The 19,019-nt window shown below is 70.5% G+C and carries 14 protein-coding genes; 5 read left to right on the top strand and 9 right to left on the bottom strand.

Annotated elements, in window-relative coordinates; genetic code table 11:
- The first annotated feature begins 117 nt into the window (after window positions 1-117).
- Complete coding sequence (locus ACZ53N_RS15105; protein WP_469141289.1) at window positions 118-504, top strand: sensor histidine kinase; 387 nt, start codon at window positions 118-120, stop codon at window positions 502-504.
- Window positions 505-523: 19 nt separating this feature from the next.
- Here ACZ53N_RS15105 and ACZ53N_RS15100 read toward each other — a convergent pair whose 3' ends face one another.
- The 3 genes from ACZ53N_RS15100 to ACZ53N_RS15090 all read right to left on the bottom strand — a co-directional run bounded on the left by ACZ53N_RS15100 (window position 524) and on the right by ACZ53N_RS15090 (window position 3,338).
- Window positions 524-1,084: a CGNR zinc finger domain-containing protein gene (locus ACZ53N_RS15100; protein WP_469141288.1), complete on the bottom strand. Its 561-nt coding sequence runs from the start codon at window positions 1,082-1,084 to the stop codon at window positions 524-526.
- A gap of 96 nt (window positions 1,085-1,180) precedes the next feature.
- Entirely contained in the window at window positions 1,181-2,815 is a 1,635-nt protein-coding gene (gene abc-f / locus ACZ53N_RS15095; RefSeq protein ID WP_469141287.1) for a ribosomal protection-like ABC-F family protein, read from the bottom strand.
- A gap of 328 nt (window positions 2,816-3,143) precedes the next feature.
- Window positions 3,144-3,338, bottom strand: coding sequence for a hypothetical protein (locus ACZ53N_RS15090; protein ID WP_469141286.1), 195 nt, complete (start codon window positions 3,336-3,338; stop codon window positions 3,144-3,146).
- Between the two features lie 557 nt (window positions 3,339-3,895).
- Here ACZ53N_RS15090 and ACZ53N_RS15085 point away from each other — a divergent pair.
- From ACZ53N_RS15085 to ACZ53N_RS15075, 3 genes are all read left to right on the top strand, one after another.
- On the top strand, window positions 3,896-4,885 hold the full coding sequence (locus ACZ53N_RS15085; RefSeq protein ID WP_469141285.1) for a PI-PLC domain-containing protein: 990 nt from the start codon (window positions 3,896-3,898) through the stop codon (window positions 4,883-4,885).
- A 305-nt stretch (window positions 4,886-5,190) separates the two neighbouring features.
- A complete protein-coding gene (locus ACZ53N_RS15080; RefSeq protein WP_469141284.1) occupies window positions 5,191-7,029 on the top strand; it encodes a CASTOR/POLLUX-related putative ion channel in 1,839 nt (612 codons plus the stop codon).
- Between the two features lie 439 nt (window positions 7,030-7,468).
- Complete coding sequence (locus ACZ53N_RS15075) at window positions 7,469-10,042, top strand: SpoIIE family protein phosphatase (RefSeq protein ID WP_469141283.1); 2,574 nt, start codon at window positions 7,469-7,471, stop codon at window positions 10,040-10,042.
- Window positions 10,043-10,306: 264 nt separating this feature from the next.
- Here the strand turns inward: ACZ53N_RS15075 and ACZ53N_RS15070 are convergent, their stop codons facing one another.
- From ACZ53N_RS15070 to ACZ53N_RS15055, 4 genes are all read right to left on the bottom strand, one after another.
- Complete coding sequence (locus ACZ53N_RS15070) at window positions 10,307-12,334, bottom strand: DUF8189 domain-containing protein (RefSeq protein WP_469141282.1); 2,028 nt, start codon at window positions 12,332-12,334, stop codon at window positions 10,307-10,309.
- Between the two features lie 66 nt (window positions 12,335-12,400).
- On the bottom strand, window positions 12,401-13,819 hold the full coding sequence (locus ACZ53N_RS15065; protein WP_469141281.1) for a DUF8189 domain-containing protein: 1,419 nt from the start codon (window positions 13,817-13,819) through the stop codon (window positions 12,401-12,403).
- 101 nt (window positions 13,820-13,920) lie between these two features.
- A complete protein-coding gene (locus tag ACZ53N_RS15060) occupies window positions 13,921-15,444 on the bottom strand; it encodes a DUF8189 domain-containing protein (protein ID WP_469141280.1) in 1,524 nt (507 codons plus the stop codon).
- A gap of 303 nt (window positions 15,445-15,747) precedes the next feature.
- Window positions 15,748-16,026 (bottom strand): hypothetical protein, encoded by a 279-nt coding sequence (locus ACZ53N_RS15055; protein ID WP_469141279.1) that lies wholly within the window; start codon window positions 16,024-16,026, stop codon window positions 15,748-15,750.
- Window positions 16,027-16,546: 520 nt separating this feature from the next.
- Between ACZ53N_RS15055 and ACZ53N_RS15050 the strand changes: the two genes are divergently transcribed.
- Window positions 16,547-17,053, top strand: a complete 507-nt coding sequence (locus ACZ53N_RS15050) for a DinB family protein (RefSeq protein ID WP_469141278.1) — start codon at window positions 16,547-16,549, stop codon at window positions 17,051-17,053.
- Window positions 17,054-17,147: 94 nt separating this feature from the next.
- Here ACZ53N_RS15050 and ACZ53N_RS15045 read toward each other — a convergent pair whose 3' ends face one another.
- Complete coding sequence (locus ACZ53N_RS15045) at window positions 17,148-17,687, bottom strand: hypothetical protein (protein WP_469141277.1); 540 nt, start codon at window positions 17,685-17,687, stop codon at window positions 17,148-17,150.
- Between the two features lie 287 nt (window positions 17,688-17,974).
- The gene (gene bla / locus ACZ53N_RS15040) at window positions 17,975-18,901 is read right to left on the bottom strand and encodes a class A beta-lactamase (protein ID WP_469141276.1); all 927 of its coding nucleotides are present in this window, start codon (window positions 18,899-18,901) and stop codon (window positions 17,975-17,977) included.
- Between the last annotated feature and the right edge of the window lie 118 nt (window positions 18,902-19,019).

Below are 19,019 nucleotides of genomic sequence, written 5' to 3'. Positions count from 1 at the left end.
GTTGAATGGGTGGGTTGGGGGGGGGGGGGGGGGGGGGGGGGGGTGGTTTTTTTTGCTTTTTTGGGGGGGGGGGGGGGGCGTTGCTTCATCGGAGGAGAGGACAACCCGAACCCGCCGGTGCCGGTGCGCGCCCGGCCGCGGGCGCTCCAGAGGTGCATCGACAACCTGCTGAGCAACGCGGTGAAGTTCAGTCCCGAGGGCACCCCGGTCGCCGTGCACATCAGCGGCGGCAGCCTGGCCGTGCGGGATCAGGGCCCCGGCATCGCGCCGGGTGAGCGGCACGCCGTCTTCGACCGCTTCTACCGTGGCCCCCGGACCCAGGCGAAGCCCGGCTCCGGTCTCGGTCTGGCCATCGTGCACGACATCATCGCGGCCGACGCCGGAACCGTCTTCGCCACCACGGCGGACGGCGGCGGCGCGGAGGTCGGCTTCGACCTCCCGCCCCACGGACACCTCGGGCCGAACGGCCCAACGGCACGGAGGCGTTCTCGGAAAGCACCGTGAACACACGCAGGTACCGCGGTCACCCCGCGGAGGTGACGGCGGTCTTCCTGCGGGCGCGATACGCGGCGGCCTTGATCTTGTTGCCGCAGGACTCCATGCCGCACCACTGGCGCCGTCTGCCGCGCGAGCGGTCGATGTAGACGCGGGTGCACTCGGGGTTGCCGCACTCCTTGAGCAAGGGGACGTCCGGACCGCTCAGCAGCTCCACCGCGTGCCGGGCGACGGCGGAGAGCGCTTCGCGCTGCGTCGCCGCCGTCCAGCGGCCGGAGTGGGTCAGCTGCGGTGCCGCGGGGGCCCTGCGGGCCGCGTCGTTGACCACGGCCAGCGCCTCGTCGGCGAAGTCCGCGCCGAGGCGCCGGGCCGTGATCAGCTGGTAGACGGCCTCCCGTACGGTCGTCGCCCGCTCCACGTCAACCTGCCGGGCGGGCGAGACGGAGTCGGCGATGCCGGACTCCACGTACCACGCGTCCAGGCGGTCCGGCGCCGCGAACATCTCGAACCGCGCCGTGCGGCGTGCCCGGAGCGTGGCCGCGAAGTCCAGGGCCGGATTGCCGCACACAAAGACATGATCCAGGTTCACGTCACCATCGTGGTGGGTGACCATGACACTCGCAAGGACCGTCGGGGGTGCGGGCGCCAGGCCCTGGGGCGAGGCGATCGGCGGCACGTCAGCGGCTCAGGCGTGCGGTGCCCCCGTTTCCGTCAGCTCGCCGTCGGCGACCCGCAGCCACCGGTCGACGCCGATCCGTTCGAGGAAGCGCTCATCGTGGCTGACCACCACGAACGCGCCGCGATAGCACGCGAGGGCGCTCTCCAGCTGGCTCGCGCCGACCAGGTCGAGGTTGTTCGTCGGCTCGTCCAACAGCAGGAGCTGCGGCGCCTGTTCCGCGCACAGGACGCAGGCGGGCGTGGCGCGCAGGCGTTCGCCGCCGGAGAGTACGCGCACGGGCAGGTGCGCTCGGGCTCCGCGGAACAGGAAGCGCGCGAGCAGGTTCATCCGCTCCGCCTCCGGCCGGTGCGGGGCGAACACCGCGAAGTTCTCGGCCACGGTGCGGTCGGGGTCGAGCAGGTCCAGGCGCTGCGACAGGGAGGCGATCCGCCCTTCGGCACGCTTGATGTTCCCGCTGTCCGGGGCGAGGTCACCGGAGATCATCCGCAACAGCGTGGTTTTGCCGGCGCCGTTGGGGCCGGTGAGCGCGATGCGTTCGGGCCCGCGGATCGTGAGGTCGACGCCGTCCCCCGCGAACAGGTTTCGCTCACCGTGGCGAATCTGCACCCGTTCGCCCAGAATGACGGTGCGTCCGGTGGGGACGTCGGTGTCGGGCAGCTCCAGGACGAGCCGCTGCTCGTCCCGCAGGGCGCGTCCCGCTTCGTCGAGTCGGGCCTGTGCCTCGTGGACGCGGGTGGCGTGCATCTGGCCCGCCCGGCCGGCGGATTCCTGGGCACCGCGCTTCATGTTCCCGGCGAAGATGCGCGGCAGTCCGGCGTTCTTGAGGTTGCGGGCGGCGTTGCTCGCGCGGCGCTCGGCGCGTTCGCGGGCCTGCTGCATTTCGCGCTTCTCCCGCTTCAGCTCCTGTTCGGCGTTGCGCAGGTTCTTCTCCGCGACGTCCTGCTCGGCTCGCACGGCCTGCTCGTACTGGGTGAAGTTGCCGCCGTACAGCCTCAGTTCGCCGCGGTCCAGTTCGGCGATGCGCTCCATGCGGTCCAGCAGGGCCCGGTCGTGGCTGACGAGCAGCAGACTGCCGTTCCAGTCCGAGAGCACGTCGTAGAGCTTGTGACGGGCTTCGAGGTCAAGGTTGTTGGTCGGTTCGTCGAGCAGCAGCACGTCGGGGCGCTTGAGCAGCTGAGCCGCCAGTCCGAGGCTGACGATCTGTCCGCCGCTGAGTGTGCCGAGCGTCCTGTCGAGAGTGAGTCGGTCGAGGCCGAGGCGGTCGAGTTGGGCACGGGTGCGCTCTTCGATGTCCCAGTCGTCGCCGATGGTCGTGAAGTGCTCCTCGCTCACGTCGCCGGACTCGACGGCGTCGATGGCGCGGATCACCGCGTCGACGCCCAGGACCTCGGCCACCGTCGGTTCGCCGGTCAGGGGGAGGGTCTGCGGGAGGTAGCCGATGGTGCCGTGCACGGTCAATGACCCTGCGGTGGGGCGCAGTTCACCGGCGATCAGCTTCAGCAGGGTGCTCTTGCCGGAGCCGTTGGGCGCCACGAGGCCCGTACGGCCGGTGCCGACGGTGAAGGACAGGCCCGCGAAGACCGGGGTGTCGTCGGGCCAGGAGAAGGACAGCTGGGAGCAGATGACGGAAGCGTCGGACATGGGAATGACCTCATGAGGGAAAGAGGGCAGCCGCCCCACGACGAAACCGCTGTAGGGAGTCGTCATGCGAAAAGCGCTGCCCCTGAGACAGGGAAAGAGGGGACGACGAGATGACCACAACGGCGGCACTGCCAAGGGTGCGCCTGCCGGTGGTCGATCAGATCCGGGTATCACCCGGAGATGTCGTCGTCACCCGCCATGTCTGGACTCCTCTACGAAGGATCACTGCCGATGTAACCGTATCAGGCTCCGCGCGGCCGCCCGCAAGCCCATTCCTCCACCGTCGCCGACGCGAAGTACCGCGGCCCGTCGGCGGGGTGGGTCGCGCTCAGAGCACCAGGTCCCACGCCAGGCAGGAGAGGAGATCCCTCGTTCCTTCGGGATTACCGGTGACTGGTGCGGGGCCCTTCGACGAAGACTCCTTCATCTCGACCATGTCCTCGTAGGCGATCCGCTCGGGCAGCGCACCGAACCGCGCGTGGCGCGTCGCCGAGCCGCTGTCCTGTGTGGTGCGGTCTTCCATCGTCAGTCTCCTGCTCCGTTGACGGCCGGTCAGAGGCGGTCGGCGTCGAGCACCGGTCCCGCCGGTCCCGCCAATGGCGCGGCGACCACACCACCAGCCCCCGGGCCGAGCGCCTTGCCGAATGTCCGCCGGTTGATCATACGAAGCCCTCCGCGAAGTGCCGTCCTGCGACCGCCCTGCGCCTCGCAGGAGGACCCCAGCCCGTGGGCGTCCCGACGACCGCCATGGGCGTGCCAGACGACTGTGGCACAGCGCGCGTCACCGGTCAAGCAGGTGATGAATGCCAAGTCCGCGCTTTTCAGGGGCGCTTGACCATAGGGGCCTTCCCGTCCCGGCGTGCCTCGGAGTGTTCCATTCGGGCGTTCCAGGCCCACTCGCTTCTCCCCTGGTCAAAGCTCACTTCCGCGTTCCGGCATCCCGAAGTTCAAGTTTTTGTGGCGGCCGGGGCGCACGGCCCGGCAAGCTCGGGTGGTCCAAGCGCCACATCGAACGATCTGGTGCGTCCATGAAGGTTCGAGGTGTGCCGGTAGCGGCACCGACATGAAGGAGCACCTCCCTTGACCACTCACCTCAGACATGGCGCCGGCCCGCGGAGGTTACCGGCGCTGGTGGCGGCACTGTGCGGGATCATCGCTGCCACCGCGCTCGGTACGGCCCCGGCGCACGCGGCCGATCAGCGGCACGCGATCTACGCCATCGCGCACCGGGTCGACACCCTGGACGGCGTGGACGCCGCGCTCGACCATGGCGCCAACGCCATCGAGATCGACGTCTGCGCCTGGTGGAATCCGAACGAATGGCGCGCCTATCACGACTGCTCCTCGGCCGGTGACAACCGGCGGGGCCCCAGCTTCGACAGCATGATCGACCGCATCGTCTCCCAGGCCCGAGCAGGTCGTCGGCCGGCGCTGGTCTGGCTGGACATCAAGGACCCGAACTACTGCGGAGAAGCGCAGAACCGCGGATGCAGCGTCGCCGGACTGCGCGACAAGGCACAGAGGCTGACGGCTGCCGGGATCCAGGTGCTCTACGGCTTCTACGAGTACCACGGCGGCAGCACCCCGGACGTCGGCGGCAGGGGCTGGAAGAGCCTGGAAGGCAGGCTCGGCAGCCTGGAGGGCATCACGACGACCGGGACCCGCGATCAGGTCCGCGGCGCCTTCGACCGGTCCGGTTCCGGATTCCCGGCCGGCCGCCGGGTGATGGACTACGGCGACGGCAATATCGCGAACGGGTTCGGCAACTGCACGGAGGCCACCCACAACACGTGCGCGGAACTGAAGAAGGGCGCCGGGGACCGTGCCGCGGGACAGCTCGCGGCCACGCTGTCCTGGACGACCACCTACAACGATCCGTGGTACGTCGACAAATTGCTGGGTGACGCGCGCGTGGACGGCATCATCGCGGGCTACGGCAACTTCACCGGAGAGCACGAGTACGACAACGGCTGGCAGTGCGCCAACGCCATCAACCTTGTCCGTGACTGGGTGAACCGTCACAGCGCCACCCATCGCATGGCCACCAGCGGTGACCGCCTCTTCAGGTAGCGGACAGCCTCGGGCCGGGGCCGTACGCCCCGCGCCGCACGGGCTCCCTCGGGCCGTCGGCCGCGATCCCGGCCGACGGCTTTCCACGAGGCACGAGACATCCCAAAAGGATGAACGCCACCCCCATACGGTCGCCTCGCTCGCGATCAAGCGCCACGCTGCTGGTGTGCGCAAGGAAGGCAGGAAGGCGCTTCCCCGGCAGCGGACCGGCGGCGGACGCGCGCGTGCGACGAAGCGGACGAAGGCGGCGCCTGCCCCGCCGGGGCACCCCTGCGGACCGCCTCCGGTATTGGTTCGACAACACGATGGCGCGAGGCACCTCCGCCCTCATCGGGTGGCTGGCCCTCGCCTGTCTGGCCGTGGTCGTCCCCGCGAGCGCGCTGCCCGTGTGGACCGACCGCCGTGCTCCCGCCTCCCTCCAGGGAAAGATCGCGGCGGTGTGGCGGAACATCGGGCAGACCCTGCGGTTGGGCGGCGACGTCGGACCACCGCTGAGCGTCGCGCTCTCACTGCTGCTGGCCCTGGTCACCCTCCTCTACGTTTCGGCCATCGTCGGCTTCCTCACGGCCGGTATCACCGAGAAGCTGACCGCTCTGCGCCGCGGCCACTCCACTGTGCTGGAGCACGGCCACACGGTCGTGCTGGGATGGTCCGAGCAGACGTCCACAGTGGTCACCGAACTGGTCGCGGCGCAGGCCAACCAGCGGCGGGGCACCGTCGTCGTCCTCGCCGGCAGGGACAAGACGGAGATGGAGGAGGAACTGCACGGCACCGTCGGGGAGACGGGCCGTACCCGGGTCATCTGCCGGAGCGGGCGTCCCACCGACCCCGCCGCTCTGGCGAGGGTCAGCCCCTCCTCGGCCGACGCCGTCCTCGTTCTCCCGAAGGACGACCCGTCCGACGACGCCGAGATCGTCAAGACGCTGCTGTCCCTCCGGGCCGCGGTGGGGGAAGACTGCCCGGTCCGGGTCGTGGCAGTGGTCCGCGACGAGCGGTACCGGGTCGCCGCCGAGCTGGCCGCGGGCTCCGGCGCGACCGTGCTGGAGATCGACGACGTCTCCGCGCGGCTTTTGGTGCAGTGCGCCCGGCAACCCGGGCTCTCCCTCGTCTACCAGGACCTTCTCGACTTCGCCGGCGACGAGTTCTACACGGTCGAGGAACCGGGACTGGTCGGTCGCCGCTTCGCCGAAGCGCTCGCCGCCTACCCCGTCTCCTGCACCGTGGGCATCGTCCGAGCCGGTGGGGATCTCCTTCTGAACCCGCCGTCGGCGACGGAGATCCTCGCCGGTGACCGTCTCGTCGTCATCGCCGAGGACGACGGCATCACCGTCCTGCCCGACGAACCGCCGCCCTTCGACCCGTCGGTGATCGTGCCACGGCCCGTGCGGAAGGCCCGCCCCGAACGCGTGTTGCTGCTGGGGTGGAACCGCCGCGCGCGGCGCGTCGTCGACCAGCTGTCGCGGAGCGCCGCCCGCGGTTCGGTCCTCGACGTCGTCGCCGACGAACGAGCGGCCACGGCCACGGCGGTCCGGGCCGCCGACGCGGCGAGCGGCGACACGCTGTCGGTCGTCTTCCACCCGGGTGACCCGACGCTGCGCGAGACGGTCGGGCGTCTCGACACCGCCGCGTACGACGGTGTCATCGTCCTCGGACCCGACCGCCGGGCGGGCCACGACGGAGAACCGGACGACCCGACCTTGGTCACGCTGCTGCTCCTGCGCGCCCTGGAACGGGACAGCGGGCACCGCGTCCCCGTCGTCACCGAGATGGCCGACGACCGGAACCGGGCCATCGCCCCGGTCAGCCCCGGAGCGGACTTCGTTGTCAGTGGCAAGCTGGTCGGGTTGCTGATGACACAGATCTCCCAAAACGAAAATCTCGCCGCCCTCTTCGAGGAGTTGTTCTCCGCGGGAGGCAACACCGTTTACCTCAGGCCCGCCGACCACTACGTCGCCCCCGGACGCACGGCCTCCTTCGCCACCGTGGTGGAGTCGGCGCGGCGCCAAGGGGCCTGCGCCATCGGGTACCGGTCCCACACCGACGCGGCGGTGAGCCCGGGGCACGGGGTGCGGGTCAACCCTCCCAAGACGGAGGTCCGGCGGTGGTCGGACGGGGACGAGGTCATCGTCATCGCGGCGGACTGAGGGGTGCCACGAAGCGTGGACGACGGCAGGTGACCCGACGCGGGGTTCGGCCAGGGCTCGTTCGCTGGAGTGGCGCGTCATGGTGGGCCTCGAAGTGATGAATCTTGAGGAATGCTTGGTCGATCCCCGACCGAAAGAGCTACGAACTTGACGTTCGGGCGGCTTCGAGAGGCTTCTTCGCATGCCTCCAGGAGCCACATCACCGCAGGTAGCCGCCCGGATGGACCGCCACTGGGCGGCGGCCGCACGGGAACGCCTGCCGCCCGGAGGCCCAAAAAGGTGGGGTGCGGCAGTGGAAGCGAGGGCACACCGGTTCGTACGCTTCGCGCCCGATCCACCACTTTTTCCCGCGAGCCGGGCGCGCCATCCTCCGCCAGGCCGGTTACTGGCGCCCGCGCAGACGGTCCCTGCGGCTGCTGCCTATGACATCCTCAGTCAGGTGACGAGCGAACCTGTCAAGGACGAGGAGTGCGGCGTCGCACCCGACGTCGTCGCGTTGGCCAAGGTCGTGGCCGCGTTACGCGCCGAGAACGAGCGCCTGCACCACCAGGCGTCCACCACGGCCGTGCTGGAGCGTGCGAAAGGCCTCCTGATGGCACAGTCGGGCTGCTCGGCCGCAGAAGCACACGAGGAGCTGACGCGGCGGGCACGAGCCGACGGGCGCACGCTGACCGAGGAGTGCTGGATCGCCCTCGGTGACCTCCCGCAGGCGGCCCACCCGCCCTTTGTCCCGGCCCAGGGCGTCATGGACGTTCCCGATGCCCCGGACCAGGGTTCCCCGGGTCCTTCCCGATCGACGCCCCACGGCCCGGCCCCCGCCGCCGGCCGGGCCGGGCAGGTGCTGGAATCCGGCACGGAGCCGTGCGCTCCCTCCCACGCCGCGCTCCTCGGGGACCTCAGTAGGGCGCTCGCCGGTGCCACCTGCCCGCAGGATGTCACGGAACGACTGCTGGACCACCTGGCCGGGCCGCCGGTCCGGGCCGACGCCGTCCTCCTCTTCTCCCGCACCGTGCACGACGCCCTGGAGCTCGCCGGGCACGCCGGCGCCGGGGCCGCGGTCGCCGCCCAATGGCGGTCCGTGCCACCCGTCGGCGGCATCGCCGCCCTGGACGCCGTCCGCCGCGGCGAAGCCATATGGCTGGAGGATCCGGCACAGGACGCACAGCGCTACCACCTGATCGGGCAGCCGCCGCAGAGATGGCGCACCCGCGCCTGGCTCCCGGTCACCACCGGCGGCAGGGTCACCGCGGCCCTCGGCGTCCTGCGCACGGTGGACGCCCCCTTCGGCGACGACGAGCGCGAGCTGCTGCAGTCCGTCGCCCGGATGTGCGCCGGGAGTCTCCGCGCGGGGGATGTGCGCCCGGGGCCGCTCCGGCTGAACGGACGACCCGGCCCGTCCAGGCGATCGCTGGGGTCCGGGGCCCCGGAGGCGCCCGGACGGGGCGCGCCGGCCGGGTTGCCCGGCTGCCCGGGAGAGGCCGAAGCCGGCACGACCGCAGTCGTCCAGGCCGTCTTCGACATCCTCCCGGGCCCCGCCATCCTCCTCACCCCCCTGCGGTCACCGGCGGGTGATGTCGAGGACTTCCGCATCGACGCCGCCGCGCCGAAATCCGTGGACATCGCCGGCCGACGCGGCCGCGGGCTGGTCGGGCTGCGGGTCCTGGAGTGCTACCCCACCGTGGCCGGCGCCGACGTCTGGCGGGGCTATCTGCGGACCCTCACCACGGGGACGCCGTACGAGGGCGAGCCCTTCACCTACGAGGAGGTGGTCGCCGGCCTGCGGCACCGCTCCACCTACTCCGTCCGGGCGGTGAAGCTCGGTGACGCACTCGTGGTCACCTGGGCCGGCCACGACGACATCGTCCGGCACCAGGCGCTCCTGGCCGACCTGCAGCGGCTCGGCAACCTCGGCTGGACGGACTGGCACCTCGGCACGGGCGCCATCACCTGGTCACCCCAGGTCCACGCCGTCCTCGGTCGCGACCCGGAACTGGGCCCGCTGCCCCTCGACGCCTTCCCCGGGGACGTCCTGCCCGAGGACGCCCCGGACTTCACCCGCGCGCTCCAGCAGCTCCTGAGCGCGGGTACCCCCGTCGACCGCCAGGTCCGGATCACGACGCGGGGCGGTGTCCGGCACCTGCGGGTCGTCGCCGAGGCGGTGTCGGACGCCCACGGCACCCCCGTCGAAGTGCACGGTTTCGTCCAGGACGTCACAGCGCAGCGCACCGCCGAACTGGCCCTGACGAAGAGCCGGCAGGCCGTCCTGGCCCAGCGCAACGTGCTGCAGGCGGAACGGACGGTCGCCGCCCGCCTGCAGCACGCCCTCCTGCCACTGCCCGAGCAGTCGCTGAACCTGGGCGATCTGCGCGTCGACGTCGCCTATCTGCCTTCCCATGACGACCTCAACGTGGGCGGCGACTGGTACAGCGCCCTCGAAATGCCGGGCGGCGGCATCCTCTTCGCGGTCGGCGACGTGGCCGGGCACGGCATCGACGCGGTGGCCACGATGGCTCAGCTGCGCTTCACGGCCAAGGGCATGATCATCACCGGCTCGTCGCTCACCGGGGCGCTGCACCGCCTCAACACCCTGCTCCTGCACACCCGCGACCACCATGCCACCGCCACGCTCGTGCTCGGCCGCTACGACCCCGCCGACCGCTGTCTGACCTGGGTCCAGGCGGGCCATCCACCGCCCCTGCTCGTGCGCGACGGGAAGGCGGAGTTCCTCTCCCCGCCCGAGGGCATACTTCTCGGCGCCACGCTCGGGCCCTCCTTCGGCGAGGCAGTGTGCCGGCTCGCACCCGGCGACCACCTGCTGCTGTACACCGACGGCCTGGTCGAACGTCCCGGGGAACACTTGGACGAGGGGCTTGGCCGCCTCGCCCGCGCCGCCGAGACCGAACTGTCCGCGGCCGGCCCCGGCTCGCTCGACACCCTGCTGTCCCGTCTCCTCCCGGACGAGCAGGGCGACGACGTGTGCCTCCTGGACATCCACCTGCCCTCATCCGCCTGACAAGCGAGCAGTTCGGGCGGTGGCGGTCGATGAGACGCAGCAGGCGGGCGGACTCCAGGGCGTCGCTGAGGCGGCGCTGGGTGGGGTCGACCCAGCGGACGACATCGGTCAGGACGGCCGGGATGGGGAACCGCCCCCGTGCGGCGTTCGTCCGCCATGACGGTGGAGCCGGCGAGGCGGCGGTTGCACACCGGCCGCCGCCCTCGCGGGCGAGGACATCGCCGAGCTCACCGGCCGTCGGCGCCGGCCTGCGTAGGTGCCGGCTCAGTAGGTGGGACTGCCCGACGGAACGGGCGCGACGGCGAGGTCACCGAATGCGGTCCACGGTCGCCAGCCGCCGCCGGGCCGGTCCTGTACACGGGTGCGTATCCAGCCTTCGGTGGTGACGGCGAAGACGTGAATCCTTCCGGTGTCATCGGCCGTGGCCGTGGGCAGGGCGGCGAGCTGGACGCCGGGCTCGCCGAAGTCGTCGGCAGGACCCCAGCTGCCACCGGGGGTGGTCTGCCGGCGGTGGCTGAGCCGGGCACCGCCAGGAGACAGGGCGAAGGCGTCGAGCCTGCCGTCGGCGTCGGCGACGAGCACCGGGGCCGTGGCGGTCCAGCCGAACATCAGTTGCCAGTCGTCCCAGCCTCCGCTCGGCACGGTCTGTCGCCGGGAGAACGTCGCCACACCGGACGGGGCCGTCGCGGCGACAGTGAGCCTGCCCGTGCCGTCGCGTGCCACGCGCGGCGCGGTGGCGGCCGCGGTGCCGAAGCGGCTCCACTGCGCCCAGGGGCCGTTGGGTGTCTCCTGCCACCGGTGGTAGATCCCGGAGCCACCGGGCGCGAGGGCGAAGACTTCCAACCGTCCGTCGGTGTTGGCTGTGACGACGGGCGGTGCACCCGCGGGGCCGCCGAAGCCGCCGTCCCACGCGTCCCAGGTCAGCGATCCGGGTGCGGCCTGCCTTCGCCGGGCGACGGTGCTGCCGCCCGGGCCGAGCGCGAAGACCTCCAGACCGCCGTCGGAGTTGCGGGCGACGGCGGGGGCGGCGCCTGCCGGGCCGCCGAACTCCTCCCAGTCGTGCCAGCTGCCGTCCGGCCGCTGCACGCGGTGGTGCAGATTGGCACCGCCCGGGGCGAGGGAGAACACCTCCAGCCTGCCGTCGGTGTCGCGGCCGAGCGTGGGGACCGCCCCGGCCGGTCCGCCGAACGGCTCCCACGGCGACCACGTGTCGGCCTGCGGGTCGAGTTGAACGCGTCGCAGCAACGAACGGTCGCTCGCGTCCAGCGCGAACACGGTCAACCGACCGGCGACATCCAGCCCGGCGACGGGATTGTCGACGCTCTGCCAGGGCGGTGGTGCGTCCCGCCACTGCAAGGGGGCGAGGTACAGCCCCTGGTGGAACCAGCCCGCGGCACTCGCATGCCACTCCTGCCCGTCGGTGACCACCTCGACCGCGTGACCGGGCACATGGCCCGCGTAGCCGTCGAGGCCGAAGGAGAACGGGTTCCGGGACGCGAACACGTCGGTGCCGTCGTAGCCGTTGCGGGGCCCGATGAACAGGTAGTAACAGCCGTCCCGCTCGACGACGAAGGGCGACTCGGTGACCGATACCGTCGCGTCGGTGGTCGCGTCGGTGAACGCGATTCCTGGTTCACTCCAGTGCACCAGGTCATCGGAGCGACGGAAGGCCACCACGTGCCGGCCGCCCTGGCCCGACAGTTCGGTGTAGTACATCACCCACTGGCCGGCGCTCCGCACCACCATCGGGTCGCGCGCCACGCGCCCACGGAAGAGCGGGCCGGTCGGGATCCGCGTCCAGGTGAACAGATCCGTCGAGGTAGCGAGGTTGATCGCGGCACCGCTCCGGCCACCGGCGGCGTAGAACATCCAGTACGTGCCGGCTGCCTCGATGACGTGCGGCGCCCACAGGTGTTCCTCCCCGAAGTAGGCCGGGTCGACGGTCAGCGCGTCGGCGTGCGTGGTCCACGGTCCGTGCGGATCCGAGGCGGAGGCATGGGCGAAGGTGACCTCGGCCGCGCTGTCGGGGGCTTGGCCCGGAGGCGCGACGGCACCGACGATGCCGAACAGGTGCCACCGGCCGGCTGCCTTGATCAGCGTGTGATCGTTCAGGTAGCGCCGCCCACCGGGGGTGGACGGATCGTGGACGTGTGTGAAGGGCCCCGCGCCGATCCACCGGTGGGGCGGGGGCGGCGCAGCGGTGGCGACCGCGGCGCCCCCGACTCCCGGCAGTGCGAGTGCGCCCGCCGCGGCCCCGCCCTGGAGCAGACGACGTCTGCTGATCGGATGCATGGTTCCTCCCGCAGGGGGTGCCGCGGCCGGCCGGGCCTCATCGCCCCGGCCGGCCGCGGTGTGTGGTCACTTGATGGGCGGGCCGGAACTACTGTTGAGCCAGACCCATTCGGACCAGGTGCTGAAGCCGGTCTGCCACCTGTGGTAGACCCCGGCCTGGCTCGTCCCGAAGACCTCGATGCGACCGTCGGCATTCGCCGCGGCACTGATCGCGGTGCCGCCCGTACCGAAGTTGTCCCAATCGGTATAAGGGGCGTTCGCGCCCTTCTGCCAGATGTGCGCGGCGGTCTCACCGTTGACGGCGAAGACCTCCACCCGCCCGTCGGGGCTGCGATCACTGGTGAGCTGGGAATTCGCAGGACCGCGCGTCGGCTCCCACCCGGACCAACTGGTGGGACTCGTCTGATACCGGTGGAACACCCCCTCCGGACCAGAAGCGAACACCTCCAGGCGGCCATCCGCGTTGTGGTCGACGGTCACGTCATGACCGCCGCCACCGAAGTCCTCCCACTGCGACCAACCACCATTGACAGCCGTCTGGTACTGATGCTGGAACGTGCTCCCATTGAGCGCGAACACCTCAAGGCGGCCGTCAACTGCCTTCTCCATCTTCACCCGGCTGCCGGCAGGGCCACCGACGGAAGGCTCCCAACCCGACCAGCCGCCGTTCGGAGCGGACTGGTACCGGTGGAACACCCCCGCCGAACCCGAAGCGAACACCTCGATCCGGCCATCGGCGTTGACTCCCGCGGCCACACTGTTCCCGCCGGTGCCGAACGCCTCCCAGTCCGACCAGGCGCCGGACGGGGAAAGCTGATAACGGTGCTGGGCGACGTCGCCATTGATCGCGAACGCCTCCAAACGGCCATCGGCGTTCGGAGCGATGGCGAGCTGCGCGTTAGTCGGACCGCCCAGCCGCTCCCACTCCGACCAGCCACCGTTGACCTGGGACTGCCAGGCATGATGCACCCCGTCGGCCCCGGCCGCGAACACCTCCAGTCGGCCGTCGGCCGACCGCGCCGAGACCACCCGGCCCGACTCCTGGGGGTAGACCAACGGCGCGGGACCGGGGCCCGGACGCCCGAGACGTGCCACCGCGGCGCGCGCCTCGTCCATGTGCCGCAGGTGATGGCCCATGACGTACGTGGACCACGGCTGCCAGTTCCTCCCCTCGTTGGAGATGCGGAACGCCTCTCTCGCATTGCACTGGGCCTCGTAGGCGCAGGCGTCGCTGACCTCCGCATGCCAATGGTCGTTGATCTGCCACAGCCCGCGGTCGGTCGACGTCGCGGGGCTGTTGCCCGTCGTGTTGGACGCGTTCGGATTGCAGCTCGACTCCGCCAATGCGACGGCGACGGCGATTTCCAGGGCCTCGCCGCGCCAGCCCGCGGTGTAGCCGACCTGGGCGCACAGGTCGCTCGCGTCCGCCTGTGCCGGTGAGGCGCCGATGACCAGGCCCGCCGCGGCGAGCAGCGGAGCCAGCACCGACACGACGATACGGCGGCGAGCACCTCTGGCCGGCGATGTCCTTCTCGCTTGTCGGGAGCCACGGATCGATATCAACTGCTGCCCCTTCAGGTGGCCGGTCATGTCATGGGGGGACCGGAGGTGCTGTTCACCCAGGCCCATGGCGACCAGGTGCTGAACCCCGTCTGCCACCTGTGGTGGACCCCCGCCTGGCTGGTGCCGAAGACCTCGATGCGGCCGTCGGCGTTGGTGGCGGCTGTGATCTCGGTGCCGCCGGTGCCGAAGTTGTCCCAGTCGCTGTAGGGAGCGTTCAGGCCCTTCTGCCAGATGTGCGCGGCGGTCTCGCCGTTGATGGCGAAGACCTCCACACGCCCGTCGGCGGTGCGGTCGCTCGTGAGCCGGGAGTTGGCAGGACCGCGCGTCGGCTCCCACCCCGACCAATCGGTGGAGCTCGTCTGGTATCTGTGGAACACCCCCACCGGTCCCGAAGCGAACACTTCGAGACGACCATCGGCATTGTGGTCGACGGTCACGCCATGACCCCCACCACCGAAGTCCTCCCACTGCGACCAGCCGCCATTGACCGCCGTCTGGTACTGGTGCTGGAACGTGCTCCCATTGAGCGCGAACACCTCGAGCCGGCCGTCGGGGGCCTTCTCCATCTTCACCCGGCTGCCTGCGGGGCCGCCGCCCGTAGGCTCCCAGCCCGACCAACCGCTGTTGGGTGCGGTCTGATACCTGTGGAAGACGCCCACCGGACCGGAGGCGACAACCTCGATACGGCCATCGGCGTTGACTCCGGCAGCCACGGCGCTTCCACCGGTGCCGAAGTTCTGCCAGTCCGACCAGGCGCCGGACGGCGTCAGCTGGTAACGGTGCTGGACGGTGTCCCCGTTGACCGCGAACGCCTCCAGCCGACCATCGGCATTGGGGGCGACCGCGAGCTGCGCGTTACCGGGGCCGCCCAGCCGCTCCCACTCCGACCAGTCGCCGTTGACCTGGTTCTGCCAGGCGTGGTGCACCCCGTCGGCCGCGGCCGCGAAGATCTCCAGCCGGCCGTCGGCCGACCGCGCCGACACCACCCGGCCCGACTCCACCGGATACACCAACGGCGGGGGCCCGGGGCGCCGGCCCGGCGTGCACGGTATGGTCACGCCGCGTTCCGCCAGGTAGGGAACGGGGTCGATGCCATGATTCATGCTGGTGTCGCGTCGCACCCGCAGATGGAGATGGGGACCGTCGGCCTGGCCTTCGGCACCCATGAGCGCGATCTGCTGACCGGCCGTCACCCGGTCGCCCACGGCCACGTCCCGCCGGTACATGTGCCCGTACTCGGTCACGGTTCCGTCGGGGTGCAGGATACGGATCCACTGGCCGTAGCCGTCGGCAGGGCCTGAGTTGATGACCTCGCCGTCGCCCACAGCATGGATCGGAGTGCCGTAGGGGGCGGCGATGTCGATGCCGTCGTGATCGCGAGCGCCGCCGTAGGCATCGGAAATGAAGCCGACCGTCGGGCATGAGGCGACGTATCCGGCCGCCTGGGCTCGAGCGGCGGCCGGGGACGTCGTCACCAACGACGGCAGTACGGTGACGGCCGCCGCGAGAACGAGGCGCAGCGCGCGTCTGGAAAGACCGTGTAGCACGTGGCGTCCTTCCCCCCTCGGGGTACATGTCGGAACGGACGGGTGGGGTACGGTCGCGGCGCGTTGAGCGACGGCTCGTGCGCACCGGCGGGGTGGACGCTAGCCACGGCCGCCCGGTGAGGGCATCGGGAACGCTACGGATTGACAAGGTGGCGTCCGCGGCGACCGGGGGCCGGTGCGCAGGCCGTGGTTCTTGTCATGGGATACGGACGGGGTGGAGGAAAGACCGTCGCCTGTTCCGACAAGGCGGGCTCCGCCGTCTGCAATATGGCAATGTCCCCTCATAGGAGGGGACATTGTGGACTACTTGGCGCGCACCTTGCGGCCCTTTGGCGGCTCACATTCCTTCGCGGCCGCAATGAAGGGATTGAGCGCATCATGGAGCTTATTCAGCGAGTCGGGCCCGAGCTCGATCTGGTAATACTGGACGGACGGGATCAACCTGGTTTCGAATTCGCCGCTTCCGTCCTCATCGCTCTTCGCGGCCCCGACCCGGACTTCCATGCCTGGGACTGCGAACGTGTGCAGATGGACGTCCCCGGTCACGGTCGGATCGAGGTCGTCGTAAGCTTCGACCTTCACCCATATCTCCTGGGTGAAGGACTGGTCTCCTACCGTCAATGTTCTCCCTCCCTTCTGCACACCCGGCTCACCTTGCCGCGATTCGTCTACCTCAATAAATCTGGTGCCCATCAGCGCCCCTTCTCAAGAACGACCAAATCCTAGCCGCTGGTGGGGAGTTACACTCAATCGGGAAGACACCAGGACGCACCCGTCGCTCCGGGCATCCTTTAACCGCCGTCCCATTGGGTGAGTCGGCAGCAGCAGATGGGGGTGCGCACGATGCCGAGAGGCCGTCTCAACCCACTCCGACGCTCACCGGTCGCGCCTCGGCACAGGGCCTGCCCGGCGGATCTTCATGGATCAGCGAGCGGCTTGGGGGCACCTCCCGGCAGTAGCCGGTGGAGCGTGCGACCGCAAGGCGGAGGGTCGCCCTCGTACTGGGAGCAGCGGCCCGCCGGACAGGGAGCCAGGTGGCACAGGTTGGGCCCGTCGATAAATGCCTCGACAACGGTCGCGGTGATCGGGGACGCTTCGCGCGATGACCAGAATCGACGACACCCCGCCCGCGTGGGACGAGCGCACCCAGCTCACCACGTTCCTCGACTACACACGTGACACCGCCCGCGCCAAGTGCGTAGGCGTCTCCGCGGAGAACGCCCGCAAGGCGCTCCTGCCGGGCTCACCACTGATGACCATGAGCGGATTGATCAACCACCTCCGCTGGGTCGAGTACTACTGGTTCCAGGTGGTCTTCCTCGGCGAGGAAGACCGGGCCCCCTGGACCGAGGAGGACCCCGACCGCGAGATGCGCATCGCCGTCGACTTCCCGCTCACGCAGTTGCTCGACGAATACGCCGAACAGAGCGCCCGCTACCGCGAACTGGTCGCCTCGAACGGCCTGGACAACCAGGCCAAGCGAACCGTCCGCGACGGCCTCCACGTCGACCTGCGCTGGATCCTCCTCCACCTCACCGAGGAGACAGCCCGCCACAACGGACACCTGGACATCCTGCGCGAGCTGCTCGACGGCACGACCGGCGACTAGGGACTGCCCGGCGGGGTCACGGGCCGAGCCGGAGTCAGGTCGAGGCGTCCGTGAACGACCAGCGCGGGTCCGCCCGGCGCGGGCGAGGGCAGTGTCAGTCCCAGGGGTTGGCCGGCTGGTCGTTGATGGCTGTCCAGAAACGGGTGCCGGCAGGGACGTCACCGTAGGCCCAGTAGCTCCAGCCTCCCGAGTTCTCCAGGCCGGGGCCGTATCTGCCGTCGTGGAACTCGGCCATGCGCCATCCCGGCCCGAAGCTGTTCGCGCAGACTCCGTCGGCGACCGCGCGACTGGTCAGGCGGGTGCCGCGGATCGGGCCGGTGGCCGCGACCACGCCGCGCGCCCAGCCCGCATAGAAACCGGGTGTGATGCCGGCGGGGGCCGTCCGGCCGTCGATTCTCAGGCAGAGCAAGGGCAGCGCCGTTGCCGTGGGGGTGTCGCCCTGGTAGGGGTTGCTCAGAGGACCGCCGCCCACCTGGACCGTTCCACTGGGGCCGTCCGCGAGCAGAGTCCAGGTCATGGCCTTCCCGTTGGCGCCGGCGGAGGGAGTCGCGGCTGCCGCAGCCGGGGTCATGGTGCTTCCCGTCACGGCCAGCGCCGCGACACCGAGAGCGAGGACCGTCTTCACCGAGCGCATGTCTTCTCCTCACCGAGGTGACCTGAGATGTCTGGCGCGACGGTCGGGATTCTTCACGTTCCTCACAAGACATCCAAGGGGGGAACCGGACACCGCGCGTACGTCGCCTGCACCTCGGGGAAGTGGCGGCATGACCACCCCCGTGACCGGCCCCTTGAGTGAACACCCCCGGCGCTGCCGGGGGTGTTCGTCTTGCTACAGGCCTCTTTCCACCGTCCCCGGCGGCGGTCCGGGGGCCGTGCCGACGTGCTTTCGGCCAGGCCCGGAGGCGGCTCGGGGGTCGGAAGTCAGGACAGGGTGCCGGTGACCACGGAGGCCGCTTCCGCGATCAATTTGTTGTCGTAGGGGGCCTTCTCCTCAGTGCGGTTGGACATGATCGCCATGACGATGGGGGCGGCGTTGGGCGGCCACACCACGGCGATGTCGTTGCGGGTGCCGTAGCCCTGGCCGGCTCCGGTCTTGTCGCCGACCACCCAGCCCTTGGGCACGCCGGCCCTGATGAGCTCGTTTCCGGTGGTGTTGGTTTGCAGCCACTTCGTGAGCCGGGCCTTTTCGCTCTTGCCGAGGGCGTCTCCGAGAACGTACGCGCGCAGGTCCTTGGCCAGTGCTCGCGGTGTGCTGGTGTCCTGGGTCCCGCCGGGGGCCCATCGGTTCAGCTCGGGCTCGCGGCGCTCCATGCGGGTCTCGTGGTCACCCATCTCCTCGAGTGCGGCATCGAGGGCCTTGGGGCCTCCGAGCGCGTCGAACAACAGGTTGCCCGCGGTGTTGTCGCTGTAGCGGACGGCGGCGTCACACAGCTCGCCCAGGCTCATGCCGGTCTCGACATGTTTCTCGGTCACGGGGGAATAGTCGACCAGATCGTCCTTGGAGTACGTGACCACCCGGTCCATCCCGCTCAGCGAATACTTTCGCAGCACGGCGCCGGCGGCCAGTGCCTTGAACGTGGAGGCATGGGCGAACCGCTCGCCGTCGTTGTAGGCGACCTCGCGCCCGGTGCCGGTGTCGACGGCGTAGACACCCAGCCGCGCGTCGAACTTTCTCTCAAGTTCCTTGAATGCGCGGGCGAACGGCTTCGTGGCCGTGCTCGGCCTCGTCGTCGCGGCGGACGGGGACGACGAGGCCGGGGAGCTGCCTTGGCCGCAGGCGGTGAGCGGCACGAGGGCGAGCGCGGCGAGCGCGCCGAGAACAGCGCGGCGGGCACGAGTGTGGTGCATGGTCGAAACCTCCAGAGGCGCCCACAGTCCGGGCGCGTCGGGGACGGGTAATACGGCCGTCCCGGTGCGTGGTCATGACGGCCCGACCACCCTCGCCTTCGGGCGGCCATGCGGTCCA

The sequence above is a fragment of the Streptomyces sp. NPDC033229 genome (assembly GCF_055576875.1).
The sequence above is the reverse complement of the archived record's forward strand: the minus strand, read 5'-3'. Positions and strand labels throughout refer to the sequence as shown.

Excerpts from the sequence above, each read along its gene's own strand:
- bla (WP_469141276.1), bottom strand. The coding sequence starts at position 18,901 with ATGCACCACACTCGTGCCCGCCGCGCTGTTCTCGGCGCGCTCGCCGCG.
- ACZ53N_RS15070 (WP_469141282.1), bottom strand. The coding sequence starts at position 12,334 with ATGCATCCGATCAGCAGACGTCGTCTGCTCCAGGGCGGGGCCGCGGCG.
- ACZ53N_RS15045 (WP_469141277.1), bottom strand. The coding sequence starts at position 17,687 with ATGCGCTCGGTGAAGACGGTCCTCGCTCTCGGTGTCGCGGCGCTGGCC.
- ACZ53N_RS15080 (WP_469141284.1), top strand. The coding sequence starts at position 5,191 with ATGGCGCGAGGCACCTCCGCCCTCATCGGGTGGCTGGCCCTCGCCTGT.
- abc-f (WP_469141287.1), bottom strand. The coding sequence starts at position 2,815 with ATGTCCGACGCTTCCGTCATCTGCTCCCAGCTGTCCTTCTCCTGGCCC.
- ACZ53N_RS15050 (WP_469141278.1), top strand. The coding sequence starts at position 16,547 with ATGACCAGAATCGACGACACCCCGCCCGCGTGGGACGAGCGCACCCAG.
- ACZ53N_RS15090 (WP_469141286.1), bottom strand. The coding sequence starts at position 3,338 with ATGGAAGACCGCACCACACAGGACAGCGGCTCGGCGACGCGCCACGCG.